Source organism: Orenia marismortui DSM 5156, assembly GCF_000379025.1.
Lineage (GTDB): Bacteria > Bacillota > Halanaerobiia > Halobacteroidales > Halobacteroidaceae > Orenia > Orenia marismortui.
On the sequence record NZ_KB900617.1, the window covers coordinates 426,377 to 451,033 of the forward strand.

The 24,657-nt window shown below is 30.1% G+C and carries 19 protein-coding genes and 1 riboswitch; of the genes, 1 reads left to right on the forward strand and 18 read right to left on the reverse strand.

The genetic code is table 11. The annotated features are described in order from the left end of the window. Positions 1–75: 75 nt before the first annotated feature. The 13 genes from pepF (OREMA_RS0101885) to OREMA_RS0101945 form a co-directional block, all read right to left on the reverse strand. Positions 76–1,971, reverse strand: coding sequence for an oligoendopeptidase F (gene pepF / locus OREMA_RS0101885; protein WP_018247596.1), 1,896 nt, complete (start codon positions 1,969–1,971; stop codon positions 76–78). A 200-nt stretch (positions 1,972–2,171) separates the two neighbouring features. Then, a complete protein-coding gene (gene pepF, locus OREMA_RS0101890) occupies positions 2,172–3,980 on the reverse strand; it encodes an oligoendopeptidase F (protein WP_018247597.1) in 1,809 nt (602 codons plus the stop codon). 108 nt (positions 3,981–4,088) lie between these two features. Continuing rightward, complete coding sequence (locus OREMA_RS17000; protein ID WP_018247598.1) at positions 4,089–4,616, reverse strand: DUF5698 domain-containing protein; 528 nt, start codon at positions 4,614–4,616, stop codon at positions 4,089–4,091. A gap of 215 nt (positions 4,617–4,831) precedes the next feature. Beyond that, the gene (locus tag OREMA_RS17005; RefSeq protein WP_018247599.1) at positions 4,832–6,394 is read right to left on the reverse strand and encodes a metallophosphoesterase family protein; all 1,563 of its coding nucleotides are present in this window, start codon (positions 6,392–6,394) and stop codon (positions 4,832–4,834) included. Between the two features lie 230 nt (positions 6,395–6,624). Further along, positions 6,625–7,542 (reverse strand): homoserine O-acetyltransferase MetA, encoded by a 918-nt coding sequence (metA, locus tag OREMA_RS0101905; protein WP_018247600.1) that lies wholly within the window; start codon positions 7,540–7,542, stop codon positions 6,625–6,627. 70 nt (positions 7,543–7,612) lie between these two features. Further along, a riboswitch (SAM riboswitch) is annotated at positions 7,613–7,718 on the reverse strand. 66 nt (positions 7,719–7,784) lie between these two features. Beyond that, positions 7,785–8,912, reverse strand: coding sequence for a YibE/F family protein (locus OREMA_RS0101910; RefSeq protein ID WP_018247601.1), 1,128 nt, complete (start codon positions 8,910–8,912; stop codon positions 7,785–7,787). 77 nt (positions 8,913–8,989) lie between these two features. Next, a complete protein-coding gene (locus tag OREMA_RS0101915) occupies positions 8,990–10,438 on the reverse strand; it encodes an alkaline phosphatase (RefSeq protein WP_018247602.1) in 1,449 nt (482 codons plus the stop codon). Positions 10,439–10,853: 415 nt separating this feature from the next. Then, entirely contained in the window at positions 10,854–12,632 is a 1,779-nt protein-coding gene (locus tag OREMA_RS0101920; protein WP_018247603.1) for an EAL domain-containing protein, read from the reverse strand. A gap of 132 nt (positions 12,633–12,764) precedes the next feature. Continuing rightward, positions 12,765–13,934 (reverse strand): YibE/F family protein, encoded by a 1,170-nt coding sequence (locus tag OREMA_RS0101925; RefSeq protein WP_018247604.1) that lies wholly within the window; start codon positions 13,932–13,934, stop codon positions 12,765–12,767. Between the two features lie 106 nt (positions 13,935–14,040). Next, a complete protein-coding gene (locus tag OREMA_RS0101930; protein WP_018247605.1) occupies positions 14,041–15,609 on the reverse strand; it encodes an alkaline phosphatase in 1,569 nt (522 codons plus the stop codon). A gap of 613 nt (positions 15,610–16,222) precedes the next feature. After that, positions 16,223–17,458 (reverse strand): EAL domain-containing protein, encoded by a 1,236-nt coding sequence (locus OREMA_RS17010; RefSeq protein WP_018247606.1) that lies wholly within the window; start codon positions 17,456–17,458, stop codon positions 16,223–16,225. Between the two features lie 271 nt (positions 17,459–17,729). Continuing rightward, complete coding sequence (locus OREMA_RS18140) at positions 17,730–18,146, reverse strand: HPr family phosphocarrier protein (protein WP_018247607.1); 417 nt, start codon at positions 18,144–18,146, stop codon at positions 17,730–17,732. A gap of 131 nt (positions 18,147–18,277) precedes the next feature. Further along, positions 18,278–19,288: a YeiH family protein gene (locus OREMA_RS0101945; protein ID WP_018247608.1), complete on the reverse strand. Its 1,011-nt coding sequence runs from the start codon at positions 19,286–19,288 to the stop codon at positions 18,278–18,280. A 121-nt stretch (positions 19,289–19,409) separates the two neighbouring features. On the opposite strand from OREMA_RS0101945, the gene OREMA_RS0101950 reads away from it, so the two are divergent. Next, the gene (locus tag OREMA_RS0101950) at positions 19,410–20,300 is read left to right on the forward strand and encodes a LysR family transcriptional regulator (RefSeq protein ID WP_018247609.1); all 891 of its coding nucleotides are present in this window, start codon (positions 19,410–19,412) and stop codon (positions 20,298–20,300) included. Between the two features lie 34 nt (positions 20,301–20,334). Here the strand turns inward: OREMA_RS0101950 and OREMA_RS0101955 are convergent, their stop codons facing one another. From OREMA_RS0101955 to OREMA_RS0101975, 5 genes are all read right to left on the reverse strand, one after another. Beyond that, on the reverse strand, positions 20,335–20,892 hold the full coding sequence (locus OREMA_RS0101955; RefSeq protein ID WP_018247610.1) for a hypothetical protein: 558 nt from the start codon (positions 20,890–20,892) through the stop codon (positions 20,335–20,337). Positions 20,893–20,904: 12 nt separating this feature from the next. Continuing rightward, a complete protein-coding gene (locus tag OREMA_RS0101960; protein ID WP_018247611.1) occupies positions 20,905–22,431 on the reverse strand; it encodes a hypothetical protein in 1,527 nt (508 codons plus the stop codon). 170 nt (positions 22,432–22,601) lie between these two features. Then, positions 22,602–23,381, reverse strand: coding sequence for a GTP cyclohydrolase FolE2 (folE2, locus tag OREMA_RS0101965; RefSeq protein ID WP_018247612.1), 780 nt, complete (start codon positions 23,379–23,381; stop codon positions 22,602–22,604). A 19-nt stretch (positions 23,382–23,400) separates the two neighbouring features. After that, positions 23,401–24,138 carry a radical SAM protein gene (locus OREMA_RS0101970; RefSeq protein WP_018247613.1) on the reverse strand — a complete coding sequence of 246 codons (738 nt, stop codon included), beginning with the start codon at positions 24,136–24,138 and terminating at the stop codon, positions 23,401–23,403. Continuing rightward, positions 24,139–24,600, reverse strand: coding sequence for a 6-pyruvoyl trahydropterin synthase family protein (locus OREMA_RS0101975; protein WP_018247614.1), 462 nt, complete (start codon positions 24,598–24,600; stop codon positions 24,139–24,141). Between the last annotated feature and the right edge of the window lie 57 nt (positions 24,601–24,657).

Sequence of the window (24,657 nt, forward strand, 5' to 3'; positions counted from 1 at the left end):
AGCTGTATTTTAATATTAAAATTCTAGATGAGTATATTTTATTCCTTTTTATCAGGATAAATTATCCATGCTAAATTAGATTAGTTTTTCCATTCGATCTATTAAATCAGAAAAAATATCCAAAGCCTCTTCTATAGCTTTAGAATCGGTCATGTTTACCCCAGCCTTATTAAGTAAGCTAATTGGATCATTTGAACTTCCTGATTTTAAGAAATCAATATAACGATCTACTGCTGGCTGACCTTCATCAAGTATTTGCTGTGATAATGCTATAGCTGCTGAAAAGCCTGTAGCATATTGGTATACATAAAAGTTATAATAGAAATGTGGAATTCTTGCCCATTCAATATCAATCTTCTTATCAATTATTATCTGATCACCAAAATATTTTTGATTTAAGTGGTGATAATAGTTGGATAGAGATTCAGCAGTTAAAGCTTGACCTTGTTCAGCTCTTTGATGAATTTCCTTTTCAAATTCTGCAAACATAGTTTGACGATAAATTGTTGATTTGAATTGTTCTAAATAATAATTCAATAAGTATTTTCTAGCCTCTTTATCTGTAGTATTCTTTAATAAGTACTGCATTAATAAAGATTCATTAACTGTAGAAGCCACTTCTGCTACAAAAATACTATAATCAGAATAAATATATGGCTGTTCTTGATTTGAATAATAAGAATGAAGTGTATGCCCCAATTCATGAGCTAAAGTAAACAAATCAGAAATTCCTCCACCATAATTTAATAAAATATAAGGATGAGCATCATAACTTGAAGCCGAATAAGCACCACTTCTCTTCCCTTGATTCTCATAAACATCAATCCATCTCTCTTCAAAGGCTCTTTTAACTACCTGTAGATATTCTTCTCCCATTGGTTCTAGAGCTTTTAAAATAATATCTTGAGCTTCTTCATAATCAAATTCCATCTCTACATCCTTAACAATTGGAGTATACAAGTCATACATATGTAACTGATCTACATCAAGAGCTCTCTTTCTTAAAGCAACATACTTATACATAGAATTCATATTATCAGAAACTGTTTTAATTAAATTATCATAAACCTTCACTGGTATATTATTTCCTGCTAAAGAGGATTCTAAGGCACTATTATATCCTCTAACTTTACTATAAAATATATTCTTTTTAACATTAGCATTTAATGTAGCCGCAAAGGTATTCTTCAAGTCTAGATAAGTATTATAAAGAGCATCAAATACATCCTTTCTCACTTGCCTATTATTACTTTTTATAAATTGATAATATCTGCCTTTAGTTAATTCTACTTCTTCACCTTCTTCATTTCTAATTGTTGGAAACTTTAAGTCAGCATTATTAATCATAGCAAAAATATTACTTGGAGTCTGAGCTAACTCAGATGTTGAAGCAATAATCTGCTCTTCCTTAGGAGATAAATAGTGCTCTTTTCGTCTAACAATCTCCTCTAAATATCTCTGATATAACTTTAGTCCTTCTTTCTCTTTTACAAATTGATTTATCTTATCTGTTGGTATTTGAATAATCTCAGCTTCAATAAAAGAAACAGTACTAACAAATTTACCGTATAGTCCTTGTACCTTAGAAAACATTACTTGGTATTTATTATTTCTTGTATCTTGGTCTCTTTTTCGTGCAGCATAATTATATAAATTTGAAAGACTTCTATCAAAACTACTTTGTAATTTTAGAGCTTCAAATAAATTAGTAGATGATTTACTTAATTTACCTTTATATACCTTTATACTAGATAAGCTTTGTTCTAACTGATTAAAGTCATCTTCCCAGGCTTGATCACTTGCATAAATATCACTTAGGTCCCACTTATATTCTGTAGGAATCTCCTCTCGACCTGGGAGAGTATTCTTAGCCTCTCCGCATTGAGATAAAGTAAATACCACTAAAATACTTAAGCTCACTAATATTAACAGTTTATTTTTCTTCTTTAAATAATTGCTTTTGAATATCATTATAACTTCTCCCTTCTTGATATAGGTTTCCAATCTAAAGTGAAATTTAATGGGTATATTGTGACATTTTTAGGTGATAGGAGTTAGGTTATAGGGGATAGTAAGGTCTTCCTACCTCCCATTTCCTAACGCCTAACTCCGAAACTGTCGCTTTATCTATCTATAACAACCTATTTAGACTTTATCCTAAAATTCAATAACTATAATAATTCTTCCATTTCATCTACTAAATCACTAAATAAGTCTAATGCTTTCTCAATTGCTTCAGGCTTAGTCATATCTACTCCTGCTCCTTTTAACAATTCGATTGGATAATCTGAACTTCCTCCTTTTAAGAAGTTTAGATATTTATCTATATCCTCTTGGCCTTCTTTTAGTATCTTCTGTGATAAAGTAATCGCTGCAGAGAATCCGGTAGCATATTGATAAACATAAAAATTATAATAAAAATGTGGAATTCTTGCCCATTCAACATCAATCTCCTCATCAATTATAATATTTTTACCATAATATTTCTCATTTAATTGATGATACCTTTGTGATAATATATCTGTAGTTAAGGCTTCACCCTGTTCTGCTATCTCATGAATTAACTTTTCAAATTCAGCAAACATTGTTTGACGATAAACCGTTCCTCTAAATTGCTCTAAATGATGATTAAGAATGTATTTTTTCTTATTTTCGTCATCTGTTGTCTTCAATAAGTACTGCATCAATAATGCTTCATTAACTGTAGAAGCTACCTCTGCTACAAAGATACTATAATTAGCATAGATATAAGGCTGCTCTTGATTAGAGTAATATGAATGCATTGCATGACCCAGTTCATGGGCTAAAGTAAATAAATTATCTATATCATTGTTATAATTAAGCAAAATATAAGGGTGAGCATCATAACAAGAAGATGAATAAGCTCCACTTCTTTTACCTTTATTTTCATAAACATCAATCCAACTACTTTCAAAGGATTCTTTTATTACTTTTAGATACTCTTCACCTAATGGTTTTAATGCCTGTAATATAATATCTTGAGCTTCCTCATAGCTTATTTTCATCTCTATATCTTTAACTATAGGTGTGTATAAATCATACATATGTAAATCGCTAACTTCCAAAACACTCTTTCTTAAATCAACATAACTATACATTGTATCTAAATTATTGGACACTGTATCTATTAAGTTATTATAAACCTCAACTGGTATATTATTTCCTGCCAAAGAAGCTTCTAATGAATTATTATAATTTCGAACCCTAGTATAGAAAATATCAGATTTTATATTTGAACTTAATGTTGTAGCAATTGTATTCTTTAGCTCCTGATAGGAACTATAGTAAGCTTTGAAAGCATCTCTTCTAATATGTCGATTATCATTTTTTAATAACTCAATATATCGTCCATGACTTACTTCAATCTCCTCACCATCTTCACCTTTTATAGTTGGAAAGGACATATCTGCATTATTAATCATACCAAAGATATTCTCTGGCCCTTGAGTAATTTCACTTGCTAAAGCAATGATTTTTTCTTCTTCTGGACTTAAATAGTGTTCTTTCTGTCTCATGATATCATCTAAATAATGTTGATATAATTTCAGTTCTTCCTTCTCTTCTATAAAACTATTTAATTTGTCAGTTGATATTTGAATAATTTCTGGTACCATAAAAGAAATACTACTAGAAAATTTACTAAATAATCCTTGAATCCTAGCTCGCATTGCTTGATAGGTATTATTAGCAGTATCTTCATCACTCTTTCTAGCAGCATAATTATAAAGTCTCTCTAGTAATCTACTTAATTCCATACTAAGATTTAATCCACTTAATAATTGATCAGCACTATTACCTAATTTACCTTTATAATCTTGCATTTCTGGCAATCTATTTTCTGCTTCTTTAAATTCTTGTGTCCATTTTTCATCACTTTCATAAATGTTACTTAAATCCCACTTGAACTCTTCTGCTATTTCATCTCTACTTTTTAAAGCTTGATTTTTTCCTTCCTTCATCTATATCCCCCTCTTTACTTGTCACTCGTTACTTGTTACTCGTTACTCGTCACTACTATACTTCTCTTTTAAAGTAATTTTACCTGTAGTAATTTAAGAACAAAATATTTAAATTTTATTCTTAAGGCTATAAAAGCATCCATTTTTTACTCCATCTATAGTTTCAAAGGATATTAAAGAATTATAATCTTTATCTTTAACTAAATCCTCTAGTTCTCCTTTCCTTTCTAACTCTAAAATTACATTAATTATATCTATTCTAGTATCAGTCCCTTCACCTTTTGTGATTGTTGCTCTAAATTCTTCTTCCTCAATCAATTTTAATAAAGAATTAGAATCATCTTTTACCATAATAGTAGCCTTAAGTATACCTTTGCTAAGCCTTTTTTCCAAATCTAAACCCAAAATAGTCCCACAAGAAAAACCTGCACAATAACTAATTACATTCAAAATATTACTAGTATCTTGAAGTACTTTACTAACTATCAATATATATATTAAGACTTCAAAAAAACCTATGATAGCTGCTAAATATTTTTTCCTATTAACAACCATTCTAACTCTTAAAGTACCTAAAGCAACATCAATTGCTCTGGCTATGAAAATTAAAATTGCCCATAATATAACTTTTACCATAAAACCTCCCCTTTATTCTTATTTTTCATTTTTAATTTAAAAAATAAGCTATAAATTAAAAGCAACTAATATTTTAAATATATTACTTATAGTCTTCAGATATTAATAACTAAAAAAGGTGAAACAAATTTTTGTTTCACCTTTTTTAAAACTATTTTATATAATTTTAATTATAATTAAAAACTCTAAACTTTCTATATCCTTTTATAATTTTGTCACTTTAAATCAATTTCAATATTATTATCAACTGAATCATCATTCCAAATCGACCATAGGACAATTCCTGTTGAATCTCCAGAATCCTTTAAACTTTTAATTATTCCTTGATTTCTAGTATCGAGATTATTAAAATCCTCATCTCCTTCATAATGTGCTATTAGAGAAGAAACAATTGCTGGGGTTAAGAACTCTATCTTCTCTTGTGGAACTCCATCTGCATTTAACATAGCTTGAGTTAGACCTACTAAACCTTCTTCTATGTATTCTTTTGCATATTCTTGAAATTCTAAGCCTTCAGTATCATCATTTATTTCTATTATCTTATTAGTCTCTACCTTTAATTTATTATTGCTAAATGTCAATATTCTATAGGGAGATGGATAAGTAACTAAAGAACCTGTCTCTATATCATATAATTTATTTCCTCTATCTGTAGTTTTTGTAGCAATATCATTAGCATGATAATGGCCTGTAAATATAACTTCCATTCCCAAATCAGCTAATTCTTGGGATATATTATCCCAGTCTTGGACCACATACTCTTCAAACAAAACAGTTTGCCCAGAAAAATGCTCTATTATTCCATGATGCATCATCCCAATTACAGTCTTTCCTTTACTTTTTCCTTCTTGAATCTTCTCTTTTAGCCATTCTAGAGTAGAAGCTTTAAATTTACCAGCTGTAACTGGGTCTTCTCCGTTTTCATCATAGCGACAAGTATCCATAGCAATCAACCAAGCCCCTTGAATAGGCTCTACAAGATAGCTTAAAGAATTTTCATCCCTTGCTAGGTATTCATCTTCAGAATAACCATTCTTTTGGTAGATACTTGCAAATTCATCTGCTGTCACTGTATCAATTTGAACCGCTTGATCTCCTTCATATCTAACAGCATGAGGGTTGTTAATATCATGATTTCCTGGAATAACATAAACTTGAACCCCTTGCTTCTCAAGTTCTGTAAAATAATTTGCTACTTGTTCATGATTTATTTTCTCTCCATCTTTGGTCAAATCACCTGGAATTAATACTACATCTGGAATATCTTTCTTTAAAGATTCTAATATAGATTCTAAGATTGCTTGACTCTCAGCAATTAATTTTCTATCCTGAGCTAAATATTCTTCAAAAGCAGCTCCTTCTATACCTAAACTAGGATCAAAGTAATGTAAATCTGATAATACAGCTATCTTATACTCTCCTTCTCTTCTAGCCACAAAGTCAACTGAGGAAGATTCTTGACTTACCATTCTAGTTTCTGGTATAAACCTCCAATTATCTTTAACAGGTGTGATAACATCAGTATCCTTTACCTTATTCTTCTTCCAATTCCCATCCTGATCAGTTGTAGTTATGCCATCAGTATGATCAAATTTTAATGTTACATCTTTAATACCTACTTTTTCTCCAGTTTCAGTAACATAAGTTATCCTACCAGAAACATTATAATTTTCTAGATGATCATTGTTATCATCACTACAGCCTACTAATAAGAATAAACTTATGACTATCACTATTATCAAGAAAATATTGGCCCTTTTAAACTTATTAAATACCATAAATTAATCCCTCCTTAAAGTAACTCTTCATGTAAAAATTATTTTCTTACTTACTATTATCACATGTATATATTAAGGAAAAATTACAATTTAGTTAATCAGTTGTTAAATATTACATATCAATCTTCTTGTTGGACTTTTATTCAAACTATAATATATATATTATAGTTTGAATATGATTTATATATCCAATAAAAAAGACGGAACCTGAAGGTTCCGTCTTTTTTAAATTATTTTATCTCATTTAAGTTATATGGTGTCTGTTGATATACATAATAATTAAGCCAATTTGAGAATAATAAATGAGCATGAGACTTCCAATTTACTAAGGGTTCTTTGCTAGGATCATCTTCGGGATAATAATTTTTAGGAACTGCAATCTCTAATCCTTTATTCCGATCACGTTCATACTCCCATTGTAATGTATATGGATCATACTCAGAATGTCCTGTAACAAATATATCCCTTCCATTCTTACTAGCTACAATATAAACCCCTGCTTCTTCAGACTCAGCTAAAATTTGAAGTTCAGACACCTTTTCAATATCTTCTCTTCTTACTTCTGTATGACGAGACTGTGGTACTAAGAAATTATTGTCAAACCCTCTCAGAAGTTTGATCTTCTTATTATTAATAGTATGTTCAAAAACTCCAAATAACTTTTCTTCAAGAGGGTATTTAGGAATTCCATAGTGATAATAAAGTCCAGCCTGTGAAGCCCAACAGATATGTAAAGTAGATGTTACATTGTGAACCTTCCAATCCATTATCTCAGTTAACTCTTCCCAATAGTCTACCTCTTCAAAGTCTAATTGTTCTACTGGTGCACCAGTTATAATCATCCCATCAAACTTTTGATCTTTTATCTCATCAAAAGTCTTATAAAAATTACTCAAATGCTCTTCTGTTGTATTTTTAGATTCATGACTATCAGGATGTAATAATACTACATCTACTTGTAAAGGTGTATTACCCAATAAGCGAAGCAATTGAGTCTCTGTAACTTCCTTTAGTGGCATTAAATTTAATATTAATATTTTAAGTGCACGAATGTCCTGATGATAAGCACGACTCTCCTTCATTACAAAGATATTTTCATTTTCAAGAATTTCTGCTGCCGGTAAATTATCTGGTATATTAATCGGCATCCTTCTCACTCCTCTCTTCTTATCAAAAAATAAAAATTCTCTTCTTATAAGAAGAGAATTTTTTCCGCTCTTCTTATCTTTCAATACTATCTAGTATTGCTGGATTTGGCACCTTCCTAATAAAAGGAGGTTGCCGGGCTTCATAGGGCCAGTCCCTCCGCCACTCATGATAAGAACTATCTATTTTATTTTTAATAATAGATTAACATAATTCTCTAACTATGTCAATCTATTATTCTATACTATTTTTTGGAAAATAGATTAAAGTCATATGTATATAACCATCCTGCAATAATTGCTGTAATTGGTGCCACTAAAACTAATCCTATACTTCCCGTCACAGTTCTTAATATCTCAGCCGATACCATTTTAAAGTTCATCATCCTACTTAAACTAGCATTCTTAGTCATAAACAGCATTAACAAAGTCAAATATCCACCTGAATAAGCTAATAATAATGTAGTGGTCATAGTACCAATTACAGAACGGCCTATATTAAATCCTGATTGTATCAACTCTATCATACCCATATCTGGTCTTTTTATCTTTAACTCTTCCATAGAAGCGGCAATATCCATGGCAATATCCATAGCTGCACCTGAAGCACCTATAATTATAGATGCATAAAATATATCTTTAATCTTAAGGTCCATATGCCCACTAAAAAGTAAAGTTTGAGAAAAAGGTGATGTCATTCCATGTAATCCTAGCTTTCCTCCAAAAAATATAGTAATTCCCATAGTGATAAATAACCCTGATAATGTACCTACTAAAGCAGCAACTCCCTTCTTACTAAAGCCTGCTATTGAAAACATAATGATTGCTGACAAAATTGTAATTACAAAAGTAGATAATAATAATGGATCTTTACCATTTAATAGTCCCGGAATTAATATTCTCCAAATAACATATAAACTTGCTAGAAATGAAAATAAGGCCTTAACACCTGTAAAACCAGCATATAATATTAATAATAAGACAAATAAAAGAAATAATATTAATTCCCAATTCTGTCTATACAAATCTATAGCCTTTACTGCATTAATATTCCCATTCTTTTCTTTAATAGCAATCAGTATCTTGTCACCTTTTTGAAAGCTATTGTCTATCTCAGCCGAGCCTGTAAATTGATTAGTAGCTTCTAGGACCTCACCTTGATACTTTCCTTCTAAAACTTCTACATCTAAAGTTTGATATCCTATACTAGTTAGTCCAGAACGAATAACCTCACTATTATCTACTTTATGAACTAAAGCTTTAATTTCAGAAATACTATCATTACTATCTACCATAAAATTATTAATAAAAATTGATATAATTAATATTAGAGCTAAAATTATTACTGTTTTTTTAATTTTGAAGGTATTCATTTTACATCCTCCATTTATTTAATAAGTTTAAATATTAAGAGATAGTTGGAATTCCAACTATCTCAATTAGATTATAATCATTCAGCTTCAGTTAATTTTACTCCTAATACCTCTGCCAAGTTCTTAGCTATTTCTGTATTATCTTTATACCCACCAAAGTTAGTAGCACTAACTCCTACTGCTGTTAATGGTACCGTAGTTCCAGAGTGAGCATAAGTAGTCCAGAATAGATTGACTCTTTCTGATAAAACATTAGCAATTGCTGCATCAACTGGACTCATGAAACCTGGCATATAGTCAACCGGTTTCTTACCAGCATCTTCTAAATTCATTGCCTGCTTAATCTTTGCTATCTCTTTATCACTTAAGTCAGTTAAACCATAATCTTCTTTAAGTGCAGTAAATAATGCTTTTCTATCTCCATTATAATTAATTTTATCTAATGAAGATTTAATTGGAAGTAATTCATCTACATTTAAGAAATAATCATTCTTAAATCCTAGACCTAAACCTCCAGTTTCATGGTCTCCAGTTACTACTATCAATGTCTCTTTAGGATGATTTTTGTAAAACTCATATGCCTTAGCAATAGCCTGATCAAAAGCTAACATATCATTAGCTACAGTAGCTGGACTATTTGCATGTCCTGCATAATCTATTCTTCCCCCTTCAACCATCATAAAGAAACCATTATCCTTTTTAGATAGAGTTTCAATCCCTTTTTGAGTTATTTCAGCTAAGCTAGGTAACCTTTTAGGATCTCTATCTAACTCATATGGTAAGTGGCTATAAGTTAATGGTGCAAATACTTTATCCCCTGATTCTGGCTTATAATCTCTAAATCCTGCTGGATCATTTACAAAGCTCTTATATCCTTTATCTTCAAATACTTTTACTAAATCTTTATCATCTTTTCTCTTAGACTTTAATTCACCGTCTTTAGGTACAAAATATCTATATCCTCCACCCGCTAAAAAATCTACATCACTTGCTGCAATATCTTCAGCGATTTGATTTGGATTATATCTACTTTCATTATGTGCTAAAAAAGATGCTGGAGTGGCATGAGTTAATCTCATAGTTGAAATTACACCTGTTGCCATTCCTTTATCTCTTGCTGCTTCAACAATTGTCTTTACTGCAGTACCATCTGGTATTTGACCAATCATACCTTTGTCAGTCTTATATCCAGTAGCTAATGCAGTTGCAGAAGCTGCAGAATCTGTTACCAAAGTATTAGCTGCATAAGTTGAATTCATTCCTGCTACTGGAAACTGATTCATAGTTAATTTAGCATTTTGATCACCAGTCTTAGCTCTTAAAAAGTACTCTCCCAACATCCGTTGTGAAGATGCCATTCCATCACCAATAAATAAGAATACATACTTTGGTGTTCCTTGCTCAACTACTTTATTTCCTTCTTTCTCTTCTACTGGTGCTGAAGACATAGCATAAATACTAAAAGAAAAAGCTACTAAAATTAATACTAATAATAAAGATATTCTCTTTAAATTTTTATTAAACATCCTCTTCCCCCTATTTAAGTTGATTTTGATAAATCTAAGACCATAATCTAATATTTTTATCTACTTTACCACCTCCTAATAACAACTCTATAACATAATTTTACCTTTAATTATACCAAATTTCAATAACCAATCATATTTTTTCTAATATTAGTTATTGATTACTGCAATTATGAAAAATCATTTTAAAGTATTTAGAATATATTTTAGTTAAAGGTAGCTTTTAAGAAAGATAAAGCGACAGTTTCGGAGTTAGGCGTTAGGAAATGGGAGGTAGGAAGACCTTACTATCCCCTATGACCTAACTCCTATCACCTAAAAATGTCTCTTTACATCCATATTACCATGAGATCAAAAAACACAGAAAAGATAGCCTAATAGCTATCCAGATTATTAACGATTATCTTAGTTGATTTTACCCTTTACGCTTATCTCTCATAAAATTGCTACCTGATTTTTCCTTTACATACTTCTTGACTTCAGCAGCTATATCACTTACCTTTAGATGACTATCAATCCTTCTTTTCTTGTTACTAACAATAGCTATAGAAATTGATACCAATGGGGTTTTAGATAATTCACCTTGTCTATCTTTGGTAATTATATAGCTAGATTCTATATCTCTTTTATTAAAGAATTTTTTAACTTCTTTATCAAATCTATTAATTATAGCTTGGCTAATAATTTCATCCTTTTCTGGAGTAGTAATAATGACAAAATCATCACCACCAATATGTCCTACAAAATCAGATTTATTTCCACTAAGCTTTACTGCTTCTGTCAATACTCGTGCAGTAAAATCTATCATTTCATCACCTTTTTTGTAACCATAGCAATCATTATAAGATTTGAAATTGTCTAAATCAAGATATAATACTGAAAATACTTCTTGATTATTAATTCTTTCACTAACTTCTCTCTCGATAATAAGATTACCTGGTAAATTAGTTAGAGGGTTTAGATTTTTAGCATGCTCAATCTTGATCTTTGAAAATTTATCTAATAATACTCTAATTGAAACTATCCCCGAGTACTTTTGATTCTTAGTAACTATTATACAATCATAAACATCATCAAATCCTCTACTCATTGCTTGATTAGATACCTCTTCAATTGGAGTATTAAAATCTACTATCAGAGGATTTTGATCCATAATTAGTTTAATCGGCCTATCCATAAATACTGAATACCCATACTTAGTTCCCAGACGAGAATATAATCTATCTCTCATTATTAGTCCAATAGCTTTGTTATTCTTTAGAACTACAAGACTCTGTAAGTTTTGATGTTTCTCAAAAATATCAACTACTTTATTAGTCTTAGTATCTTCACTAATAGTTATTTCTCTTTTGGCAAGCTCTCCAATAATAACACCTATTAATGATTTCTTCTTGATTTTATTATTATCAATAATATATTTACTAATACCTAAATCTCTTTTTAACTTAATTGTAGGAGGAGCAATAAAGTATCCTTGTCCATAATCTATTCCCATATTTATTAACGTGTTTAATTCATCTTCTGTTTCTATTCCTTCTGCTATTATTTTTGAGTTGATTTTACGAGCAAACTTAATAAAGACCTCCAACAAGGCTAATTTAAGTGGATCTTGATCAATATTACGAATAAGAAAATGATCTAGCTTAATATAATCATAAGATATTGCTATAATCGATTGTAAACCCGAATATCCTGCACCTGTATCATCTATAGCAATTTGATATCCCTGATCTTTATAGTGATCTAACACTGCTTTAAAACCATTATAATCTTGAATAGAAGTCTTCTCAGTAAGTTCAATTACTATATTTTCATGGGAGATAGGAAGTGAATCGATAAATTCTTTAGTAATCCCCCCCTGAAAGTTATGATCATAAATTACATGAGGATCTATATTAATAAATAATTTATCATCTTCTTTTAAATTTCTAGCAACATGAAGAGCTTTTTCTCTGCATACCTTCTCTAGATCAAATAACATATCATATTCTCTGGCAATAGAGAACATTTTTAAAGGATCTTCAAAAAAAGTACCTTTTGGACCTCTACTTAAAGCTTCATATCCCAATATTCTAGCATTCTTCAAATTAATAATAGGCTGAAATACTGTCCTTATATCCTTATCTCTGATTATAGCTCTTAATTCTTTAGCTATAAGTTTCTCTGATATAACCTTTTTCTTATTATCAAACATTCCATGCTCTACCTCCCTTACTATCTATAACTCACATAATAACTATCTCTACTCTCAGATCATATATTTGTAAGTACTTTTAAATTAGTTCTATAACCTTCCTATCTATATTAATAATTATCGCTAATTTTATTATCTTTTTATTAATTCCTTCAATTTTTGCCTAATCATGATCATCTTAGACTCTTTAATAAATAAGGCTTTAAAATCGATAGAATATATCCAGCCAGCAAAAACTGCTGTGATTGGAGCTACCAATACTAATCCTATACTACCTGTTAATGTTCTTAAAATTTCAGCAGAAACCATCTTTAAATTCATCATTCTATTTAAACTAGTATTCTTACTCATAAATAGCATTAATAAAGTTAAATATCCACCAGAATAAGCTAATAATAAAGTGGTAGTCATCGTCCCTATTACTGCTTTTCCCACATTGAATCCTGATTGAATTAATTCCTTCATCTCTATTTCAGGCTTTTTACTCTTAAGCTCTTCCATTGAAGCAGCTATATCCATAGCTATATCCATGGCTGCACCTGAAGCACCAATAACTATAGCAGAATAAAAGATATGCTTCATATTTAAATCCAAATATCCACTAAATAATAGCGTTTCTGCAAAAGGAGAGGTCATCCCTAACAATTCCAATCTATTACCAAAAATTATAGTAATCAAAACTGTAATAGCTAAACCAGAGATCGTTCCTACAAAAGCTACTAACCCCTTCTTATTAAATCCTGCTACTGCAAAGATAATAAGAGCTGATAATATGAGCAAAGTTACTGAAGATAATAATAAAGGATCTTTACCTGCTAGCAAACCTGGGATTAGAAGATTCCAAATTATATATAGACTTGCTACAAAAGAAAATAAGGCCTTAGCTCCTATATATCCAGCATATAATATTAATAATAATACAAAAAATCCAAAAAGTAATAGCTGCCAGTTTTGGCGATGAAGATCAATTGCCTTAACAGCAATGATTCTATTTTCTTTCTCTAATAAAGCAACTATAATCTTATCACCTTTCTTATAATAATTATCCATATCCAACTTCCCTATTAAATTATTAGAAGCTTCCATTACTTTATCTTGGTACTTTCCTTCTATAATTTTAACTTTTAACATCTGAAAACCAATCTTTGCTATCCCTGATTGAATCATTTCACTATTATCAGTCTCTAATACAACTGCTTTCACTTCAATATTATCACTTTTCTTTTCTTCAACACTCATAAAAAATAATCCAATCATTAATAATATTAGTCCTATAATAATAAAGTTTCTAAATTTTTTCATAAACCTACACCCCAATATTATAATAATTTAAATTCTGAATAGGGGCGTATATATACGCCCCTATTCAAACAATACATTCTACAATATTCAACTAAAATTTAATCAATTATTTACTTAATTCTACTTCAATTACTTTAGCCATAGCCTTAGCAATTTCTGTATTATCTTTATAGCCACCAAAACTTTCAGATCCTATACCTACAGCAGATAGAGGGATTGCAGTCGCAGAGTGGGCATAAGTAGTCCATTGTAAGTTTGCCCTTTCAGAAAGAATATGAGTTGTAGCTATTGCTACTGGGTCATATCCACCATAAGTACTTTTAGAAACTCGCGAATTACTATCAGCTATATCCATAGTATCTTCAATCTTAGCTCTTTCTTCTTTACTTAAGTTATCTAGACCTAAATTCTCATCGATATAGTTAAAGAATTTACTTCTATTTCCATCATACTTTCCTTCTCCATAATTTAATACATCAGCAACAGAAACCTTAGCATTTTCTAATTCATCTACATGTAAGAAGTAATTTTTAGCAAATCCTAAACCAACACCACCAGTTTCATGATCACCCGCTACTACAATTAAAGTCTCTTCTGGATGCTTTTTATAAAATTCATAAGCCTTGTTAATTGCTCTATCAAAAGCTAAGGTATCATGTATCATCCCTACTGGATCATTAGCATGGGCAGCATGATCAATCCTTCCACCCTCAATCATCATAAAGAATCCATTATTATATTTACTTAAGACATCGATACCTTTTTCAGTCATTTCAGCCAAGCTTGGTACTTTATTGACATCTCTATCAATCTCATAAGGCATATGGCTATAAGTAAAGAAAGCAGCTACCTTCTTTCTTCCTTCTGGCACAAAGTTTCTAAAACTTCTGGTAGCATCTTCTGAAACAAAAACATTATATCCCTTAGCAACAAATTCTCTTGCTATATCTCTATTATCTTTTCTTTTAGATTTTAATTCCCCATCTTTAGCTACAAAATGTCTATATCCTCCACCAGCTAAAAACTCAACACCACTATCCACATATTGGGCAGCAATTTCATTTTCTTGATTACGATCAGAAATATGAGTAGCAAAGCTTGCTGGAGTAGCATGGGTTAATCTAGTAGTAGAAACTAACCCTGTTGCCATTCCTTTTTCTTTAGCTGCTTCTGTAAGAGTTTTCACATTAGTCCCATCAGGCAATTGAGAGATCATACCATTATTAGTCTTATATCCAGCAGCTAATGCTGTTCCTGCTGCTGCTGAATCAGTTACTAAACTATCTGCAGAACGAGTAGTATTAATACCTGCTACTGGGAATTGATTCATTACTAACTTTTCATTACTTTTATTTTGATCTTGTAAGAAGTATTCTGCCACCTGACGTTGAGCCGGTCCTAAACCATCACCAATGAAATAAAATACATATTTAGGTGCATCTAAATCAGCTCTTAACTTTAAAACATCACCCACATGGATTACACTAGGGTTTTTAATATTATTTGTTTTGATAAGAGTCTCTACACTGACATCTGTCTTAGCTGCAATTTTTGCTAAAGTATCTCCTGCTTTGACAGTATATGTACTTGCAGCAAAAGCCATAGTCGTCATAGTTAACATTAAAGATAACACTAATATAAATCCTATACTTTTTGATAATAAATTCTTTTTCAACTTTCTTCTCCTCCTTATTTTGTTATAGATTTGTGCGTAAAACCTGATGGGCTTGCCCTTAGGATACAAGCACCAACAATAGACTAATTTGATATTAGTTTATTGTTAATAAAAACCATACATATTTACTTTTAATTTATGATAAACTACTATTAATTAAGGTAAATCTAAAAACTGAATATATAGAGTTGTGGTAGGAATTAGTAGCGATAACCAAGCCCCTCTATCACGTAAAATATTCAAGGTACACAGAAATCCTTAATCGTCAGTACCGTAGGGCGTACGGGATTGGATTCATCACGAAGAGTTTTTAATAAAAACTCGTAGGTAAGCCTTCGGAGATACTGTAAGACCTAGTTTCTTACTTAATACTGATATTAAGCAGAAATAGGCTCGTATCTAGGAACAAGGAATCCACGCAGGCTTGCCTCCTGGAGCGTCAAATAGTTCTTTTAAGGGATTCAATTGAATATTTTATCTTTTTTCTTGATCCCAAGGTAATTATTGCAAATTAATATTACAATCATTTTAAAACAATATGAATTTTTTGTTAACTTTTTAGCTTATAACCAAAAAGAGGAGCAGGTGATTAATCACCTGCTCCTCTTTTTAACTACATTACTATTTGTTTAGAAAAGTTATTAAAAGCATCATTTTCTATCTCTTGATTCAAATTTAGTTGCTGAAAAAAACTTAAAATATCTTTAATAGAAACTGTCCCAAAATATTTATTATCTTGTGTTACAATTACACAATCATAGAAATCTCTTGAATTCCTTTTAGTTACTTTCTCTAATACTTCTTCAATTGAAGTATTAAAATCTACTACTAAAGTTTTGGCTTTAAGCATAGAATCAATACCTTTAAATTGATCTATCTCAGTATCTAAAAACTGATTTCTAGTTACTAGACCAACTATTTTTTCATCTTCTAAAACTGCTAAACTGAACAATTTTGGATCTTCTTTAAACGTTTTTTTTACTCTATTAACCTTGCTATCAATATTGACTGTAAGACTTTTACTAGCAATATTTCCAATAATATATTTAGGACTAAGAAAATTCTTTTCATTATTCTTTGCTAAGATATAATCAGAAATATCTAATTTTTTTGGAATTGATGCATCTGGTCTAGCAATTAGATAACCTTGTCCATAATCAACACCCATTTGGATTAAAATATCAAGTTCAGCTACCGTTTCAATCCCTTCAGCAATTACTTTAGAATTAATCTTTTTAGCAAAACGCATAAAAGTTTCTAATAAAGCCTGCTTAACTGGATCTTGATCAATATTCATAACCAATGAACGATCTAATTTAATATAATTATATGAGATAGACACTATAGATTGTAATCCTGAATAACCTGCTCCTGTATCATCAATAGCAATTTGATATCCCTGATCTGTATAATGATTTAAGGCTAACCTAAACCCTTGAAAATCATCTATACATGTCGTCTCAGTCAGTTCAATTACTATATCATTTTGAGAAATTGAGATATTATTAATAATTTCTTTGGTAGTCCCAGCTTTAAAATTACTATCATAAATAACTCCAGGATCAATATTTAAAAACAGCTTATTGCCTTCTTCTATATTCTGGGTATTTAAAAGAGCCTTTTCTCTACAAAGCTGTTCTAAATTAAATAGCATATTATGTTTTTTAGCTAAAGAAAATAATTTCAAAGGGCTCTCTAAAGAACTTCCCTTAGGACCTCTACTTAAAGCTTCATACCCTAAAATTTCGGCGGTTTTTAAGTTGATAATAGGTTGGAAAAGAGTTCTTATACTCTTATTATCAATTATGTCTTTTAAATCTTTTAACATAGATTCTTCACTTAATCCCATGCTCTTTCCTCCCAATCAATATTATTGAATTTCACTTTAAATATTTTTATTTTTCACTAAAGATACTTAGATTAATTAATTATTTGCTGTTTTCATACAAATTATTTCATATTATTGTTAAATTTATATTACAATTTTATTAACAGTAAATTAAATATACTCAGATTTTATGATATAAAATTATATTTATTTTATATCTATTTATAAACATTAAGCAGGAGGGGATATCCCCTCCTGCTTAATGTTTATAAGATTTTTATCTTAAATTTATCTATTCAGATAAATCCTCTATACCAATCGATCTCATTGCTTTTCTAACTCCTTTACCAATCATAGAAATAACTTCTGAAGGGTTAGGAACATTATAATCAGTTAATTCATCATTTATCTCTTTTGCAACCTTTTTCTTATATTGCTTATAATTAATTAATGCAAGTTTATTTTCAATTAAATCACTCATCACTTTAATGGCTTTATCTTCATCACTACCTTCAGCTTTGATAGTTAACTTATCACCATCTTTAGCCTCTAAGCAGATAAGACCTAAAATACTGCTAATATTAGCCTCCTTGTTCTCTTTAAATAGCTTGATTTCAGAATCAAATTTTTTAGATTCTGCTACTAAAATTGAAGCTGGACGTGCATGAAGCCCCTTCTTGTTTCTAAATATTATAGCTTTTTCAATCATCAAGCCCCTCCTTTTAATTATAAACTTCTTAAATAAGTATCACATATTGGTATTTTATAACTATGATTATATTATACAATTCTTTTTTTACTAAAGTCAATATTATTAGGGGCAAATTGATGATTATATCTTTATAGAATAAATTTTATTAAGATAGTTACTAATGATAATTGGCTTATTACTATTAAGACACCTACTACTAAAGCTCGTGGTCCCTGATTTACAAGACTAGATAATTTAATTTTCAAACCAATCCCAGCCATAGCAATGGTTAATAATAATTTACTCAAAAACTTTAAAAAGTCACCTACATATAGCGGTAAAATATTGAAACTTCCCAATAAGCTAAAGATAAAGAAGCCTATAATAAAAGGAGGTATAGATACTTTATTAGTAGCTTTATCCTTATTCTTAGTAGAAATTATACTAAGCAATAATACAACTGGGCCTAGCATTAAAATCCTTCCCATCTTTACAACGGTAGCTATTTTTCCTATCTCGTCATTTATAGAAAAACCTGCAGCAACCACTTGTCCAACAGCCTGTAAAGTTGAGCCAATCATTAACCCACTGTCTGCATCAGTCAAGTTTAATATATAAGTTAAAAGAGGTAAGATAAAAATTCCAAAGGTTCCTAATAAATTTACTACCCCAATTGATAATCCTATCTCTTCTTCTTCATCAGAAATAATAGGAGCTGCAGCTGCAATAGCAGATGAACCACAAATACCATTTCCTACTCCTAATAATAAGCTAAATCCATTAGAAAGCCCTAATAACTTTCCAAAAATAAATCCTAACATAATAGTAGTAAATACCATAATTAAAATAATAAAGATAGCAGATAAGCCTAATTCATTTAATACCTTTATTTCCAACTTTAATCCCATTAACATAATTGCAAAGGAAAGCAATCTCTTTTCGGCAAATTTAATCCCTATAGTATAAGTAGTAGAAAGATTAAATATATTCCCTATTACTAAACCTAAAAGAATCGCCAATGTAACCCCACCTAGATTAGGTATCCAAGTAGATAAATATCTAGCACTTAACCCTATCAGAATTGCCAATAATAGCCCTGGAAATAAGCTTATTAAACCTTGTGAAGTACTACTATCCTTCTTAGAAATATCACTAGCCATTTTATCACATCCTCTTATATAATTATCTTCTTAATTAATTTTATTTTAATATTTATTCTTGCATTAGTAAAATAGTATGATATTATTAAATGTATAAGTAATAAGTTATAGGAGGATTATTATGACCTTACGAGAGCTAAAAATATTTACTACTGTTTGCAGAACAGGAAGTATGTCAGAGGCAGGAAGACAACTCTATATTACACAACCTGCTATTAGCCAAACTATCTTAGATTTAGAGGATAAACTAAATATTAAACTTTTTGAAAGAATAAATAGAAAGCTGATTTTAACCTATGCAGGAAAGAGATTATTAAAATATAGTAAAAGAATACTGTTACTAATAGATGAAGCAGGAAATGATTTAGAGGATATAGCAAATCTGAAGACCGGTAAATTAAGAATTGGAGCAAGTATGACAATTGGAACTTACCTGCTTCCTCCCATTATTAAGAGATTTACTACTAAGTACCCAGAAATTAACTTGAATTTTATCATAGATAATACCAGTGTAATTGAGAAAAAAATCTTAAATAATGATATTGACTTAGGATTAGTAGAAGGACCAATCAATTCTAAAGATATCTTTTTTGATCCTTTTTATAATGATGAACTATTTCTAATTAGCTCTAAAGAAAACCCTTTATCTAAAAAGAAGGAGATTTTACAGAGCGATATTCAAAAAGAAGCTTTTATTAATAGAGAAAAAGGAAGTGGAACTAGGGAAATTATAGATAAGATAATGAACAAGTATAGCATCTCCTATAAAACTAAGCATATACTAAATAATATTGAAGCAATTAAAGAAGCAGTTAAAAATAATTTAGGAATTTCTATTCTACCAGAAGTAGCCCTTAAAGATGATTTACAATCAGGAAACATCAAAAGGTTAATCCTTAAAGATATTGAGTTTAAGAGACAATTCAATATTATCTATCACAAGGATAAGAACCTGACTGAATTATTAAATAAATTTATCGAATATATCAAAGATTATTCTAATTTAAACTGAAAAAAGCAGGGTGTTTAAACACCCTGCTTGAACATTATTCTATAATTTGATATGATTTCAACTTTATCTTTCCATGATACTGATCAATCATCTTTAAAGAACCATTAACCACTACTTCTTTACCTAAATGTTTCTGTAAAGAATGATAGGTAGTAGGATCTAAGTTAAATATCTCTTGTTTTTTAGTGATTAAGACTAAAGCTTCTTTCTCCTCTACAAGCTTTCCTAAAACAGAAACTTCTTCACTTTCTAAATTGTATTCTAAATCATATAAAATAACATCAAATTTAGCTTGAGTTAACTTTCCTTCTAGGTTCAAATCTGATACTTTCCCAGTTAACATTACAGGTACGCCTTTTAAACTTCTCAACTTATTCTTAATCTTTCCACTGATTAAATAATCATATCCATTCTGACCTCTAAAAATTAAGAAGCTCATTGTAGCAGTACCTTCTTCATAAATTTGACCTTTTAATGTTTGATATCCCTCTACTAAAGTCTTATCCATATCTTTAGAAGAACTCATAGCCAAGATAGTCCAACTACTAAGTAAGATCAATAACATAACAAATACTAATAACTTCTTCTTCATCTAATACCCCCTTTACAGATCACTTCTATAAACAACTATTCCAGTCTTTTCAGATAAATTAATCTTTAAACTAGTATTTACTCCACTACCATTAATCAAATAGTATTTTACTCCAGTAGAATTAATAGTAAAATCATCTCTATTATAGCTTTCATTTAATATCACATCATTTGGATAATACTCTAATTGCATAGGATAATTATACTGTCCAAATCGATTATTACTATCATCAGTAATATAGTTAGTAATTGCCCAATCTAAAAATAGGCTTGAGAAATCTTCATGCTGATTAGAGATTAGATCGATAGGATCTTGATCACTAGTCATAATCTCTTTAATAACCTCAGTACCATATTTCTGATATAAGTAATAAGCAAATAAATTACTAGCACCATAATCACTCAATTGATTGTTCCAATATAGTAGTGATTCACCTTGAGGATAATCAAAATATCCGCTATAACCCTCAGAATCTGTAATCCTAGCATCACCAGTATAAGCATAATAACCATTTAAATATTCAGCTAAACCAGAAAATCCTTCATTAATCCAAGTATCATTTACCTGCCTCTTAGTATGAAACTCTTTTTCAACAAAGAATAATAGATGTTGAAATTCATGAGCTAAGGTTGCCAAAGTATCATCTAAATCCATATTATTAATCGACCATGAGTTAATATAGAACATATCTGCTTGATTAGAAGCTACATAATCTTCCTCAGGAAATAAATCCCAGGGAGCAAAATATCCCATTAAAGTACCGTCTGTAGCATCATTATCTAACTCTGTAATTAAAATTATAACCTTTTCATTAGAATCGAAATCATAGCCTCCACTATTATAATCATGTTTAGCAAAATATTCCATATCTGTATCAAAGATTTGATTGTCAAACTCTGCTGCAAAAGTATCCAATTTACTAGAAGCTATATAATAATTATCATCAACAAAAATATATGCTCGCTCACTTACCTTCTCCAAGGTAGCTGTTACATTATTATCTATTCTATCACTATAATTTGATATCTTAAATTCTTTTTTATCGCCTTGTTGATATACTGCTTGTATAGAAACATTATTCTCTAATCTATTAATCATTTGATAATTTTTATTAATTAATTCATTCTCAAATTGGCGCATTTGAGCATCTAGTTTAACTTGTTCTAAATTATTACTCACTTTGTTTGAGATAGATCTACTTTTCTTTTTTTGATTATTATTAATATTTTGAGATGAAGAAATAACTATATTATCTCTATTTTCTGCAGAAAAATCTACTTCAATCTGACCATCAAATTCAAAATTGGAATTTGAATTTAAATCTAGAGGACTAACAGCTACAATAGCAAATTCACCTTTTGCTATTGTACCTAAATTAACTTCTTTACTTTCATCAGCAGAAAATATCTCCTTATATACCCCAGCGGAATTATAATTAATAACTTCACTTAAATCTGAGGTTGCCTCTTTACTACTAGAACATCCTCCTAAAATTAGCATGAAAGCTAATATTATTATTATTATACTATTCTTTTTCATTTGCTCCCCCTTAAACTTGCTTAATTTTTAAAATCTGATAATAATTAAAAAAATAACTCAATAATAACTTCTACAATTAAAGGTCAAAACCCTCTATTTAAAATGGAAAAAAAAGAACCAAAAGGTTCTTTTTTCTAAAAATATCATCTTATTTTATATATCTTACAAATCTATCTTTCAATAATTGCATAAGCATCATGGGAATGGATAGATTCTTGGTGCCTACTACTTACACTAAAGGATTTGATTTGACTAGCCTGATCTAGCTTTTCAGCTACAAGTCTCACTACATCCTCTACAAATCTAGGATTTTCATAGGCTCTTTCCGTAACATATTTCTCATCTACCCTCTTTAATACTGAATAAATTTCACAGCTTGCTACTTCTTCCACTATCTCTATTATATCTTCTATATAAAATAATCCATCAAACTTTATACCAACTTCAACATAACCACGCTGGTTATGAGCTGAATAATCACTAATCTCTTTAGAACAAGGACATAAGGTAGTAATTGGTACTTCGACTGTTAATATAAAATCATAGCTACTACCTTGTAAGGAAGCATTAATCTTAACATGATAAGGAACTATCCCCATAAAACCTGATACTGGAGCTTTCTTTTCTAAAAAGTAATCAAACTCTAAATTTAAATGAGCATCCTTACTTGTCATCCTCTTTTTCATTCTATCTACTATAGATCTTATATCTTGCTTGAGATCATTAAGAGTTAACCCCTCTTGTTTTAACTCTGATAATAACTGTGGTAGCCTACTCATATTAATTCCTTTTAACTCTTTAGGCAGATTAACCATCATCGAAAAATTGCCAACCGTTGAAATTACTTCACCTATTTTACTTTGAATCTTAAAAGGACAGACTAGATTATCTACCCCTACCTTATTTATATCAAATTTATAATCGCCTTTAGTATTTTGAATATCTTTCATCATTTATGCCTCCTCTTTTCTAGACCCCTCTTGCCTCTGGAGGCCAAATAAACTTATGTAGCTGTAAACTTAATCTAACTTTCAAATTATTCTTTGTAAAAAATAAGGATTCTTGCTTTAAAAACTCCACTATCTTATCTACTTCTATTGCCTCAAATATAGGCGAAAAATTTATTACAACCTGCCTTTGAGCTAAAATATCTTTATATTTTTCTATTACTGCTAAAGCATATTCTAAGTCCTTATTATCACCAACCACAAATTTCAATTCATCATTTGATTCTAATTTTATAAAGTTATCCATAAAGATATTATTATCTGACATCTTAGAGCTAGGACTTTTGATATCTAAGGTATAATTAAGATCAGAATCTCTGCTGTTAATTTTAAACTCACTTAACTCCTGCTTACTATAAAGTTGACAGCTACCATTGGTCTCAATTCTTACTTTAAATCCTTGCTCAACCAAATACAAAGGTAGATAACGTTTGACTTGATCCCTTTCTAAAGGTTCTCCTCCAGTACAGATAACCTCATTACAGTTAAATTTATTTATTCTTTCTCTTATCTCTTCATAAGTTAAGTACTGATATTCTTCTAAATTTTGATTGTAGCTATATTTAGTATCACAATAACTACATCTCAAATTACATCCAGCAACCCTGACAAACACAACTACTTCTCCAGCGGAAATACCTTCCCCAGATACACTTTTAAAAATTTCAACTACTGGAATCTTAATATCTTCTTTCTTCATCTAATTCTCTCCTCTAGCTTCGGCATAACTTGTTGGCGTCTCCCATAACTTAACACTAACTACCTCTATATCTAAGTTATCGAAGCTATCTTCTAGTAAGCTTAGAAAATAACTAGCCATCATCTCTGCTGTAGGCCTAAACTCTACTTCAAATACCTTTCGTTCTGCATTAGACAATAATCTGGCTATTTGATGCTCAACTTCATCTGGTGAATTACCCCAATAAATAAAGGCATGATCTAAAGGCTCTACTATTTCTTGCTTTACTACCTGCTTTAAATCTTTAAAATCAATTACCATTCCAGCAGCAGCTCCATCATCCTCTAAGGATCCCCTCTTTTCTGCTACTGTAACCCTCATCTTATATGTATGTCCATGTAGATTCTTACAAAGCCCTTCATGTTCTGCTAACATATGAGCCATATCCCAGCTAAATTCTTTACTTACAGTTACTCTACTCATCTATCTACTCCTTTATATAATTTTATCTGAAGTGAATTTATTTTAATTATAAATTAT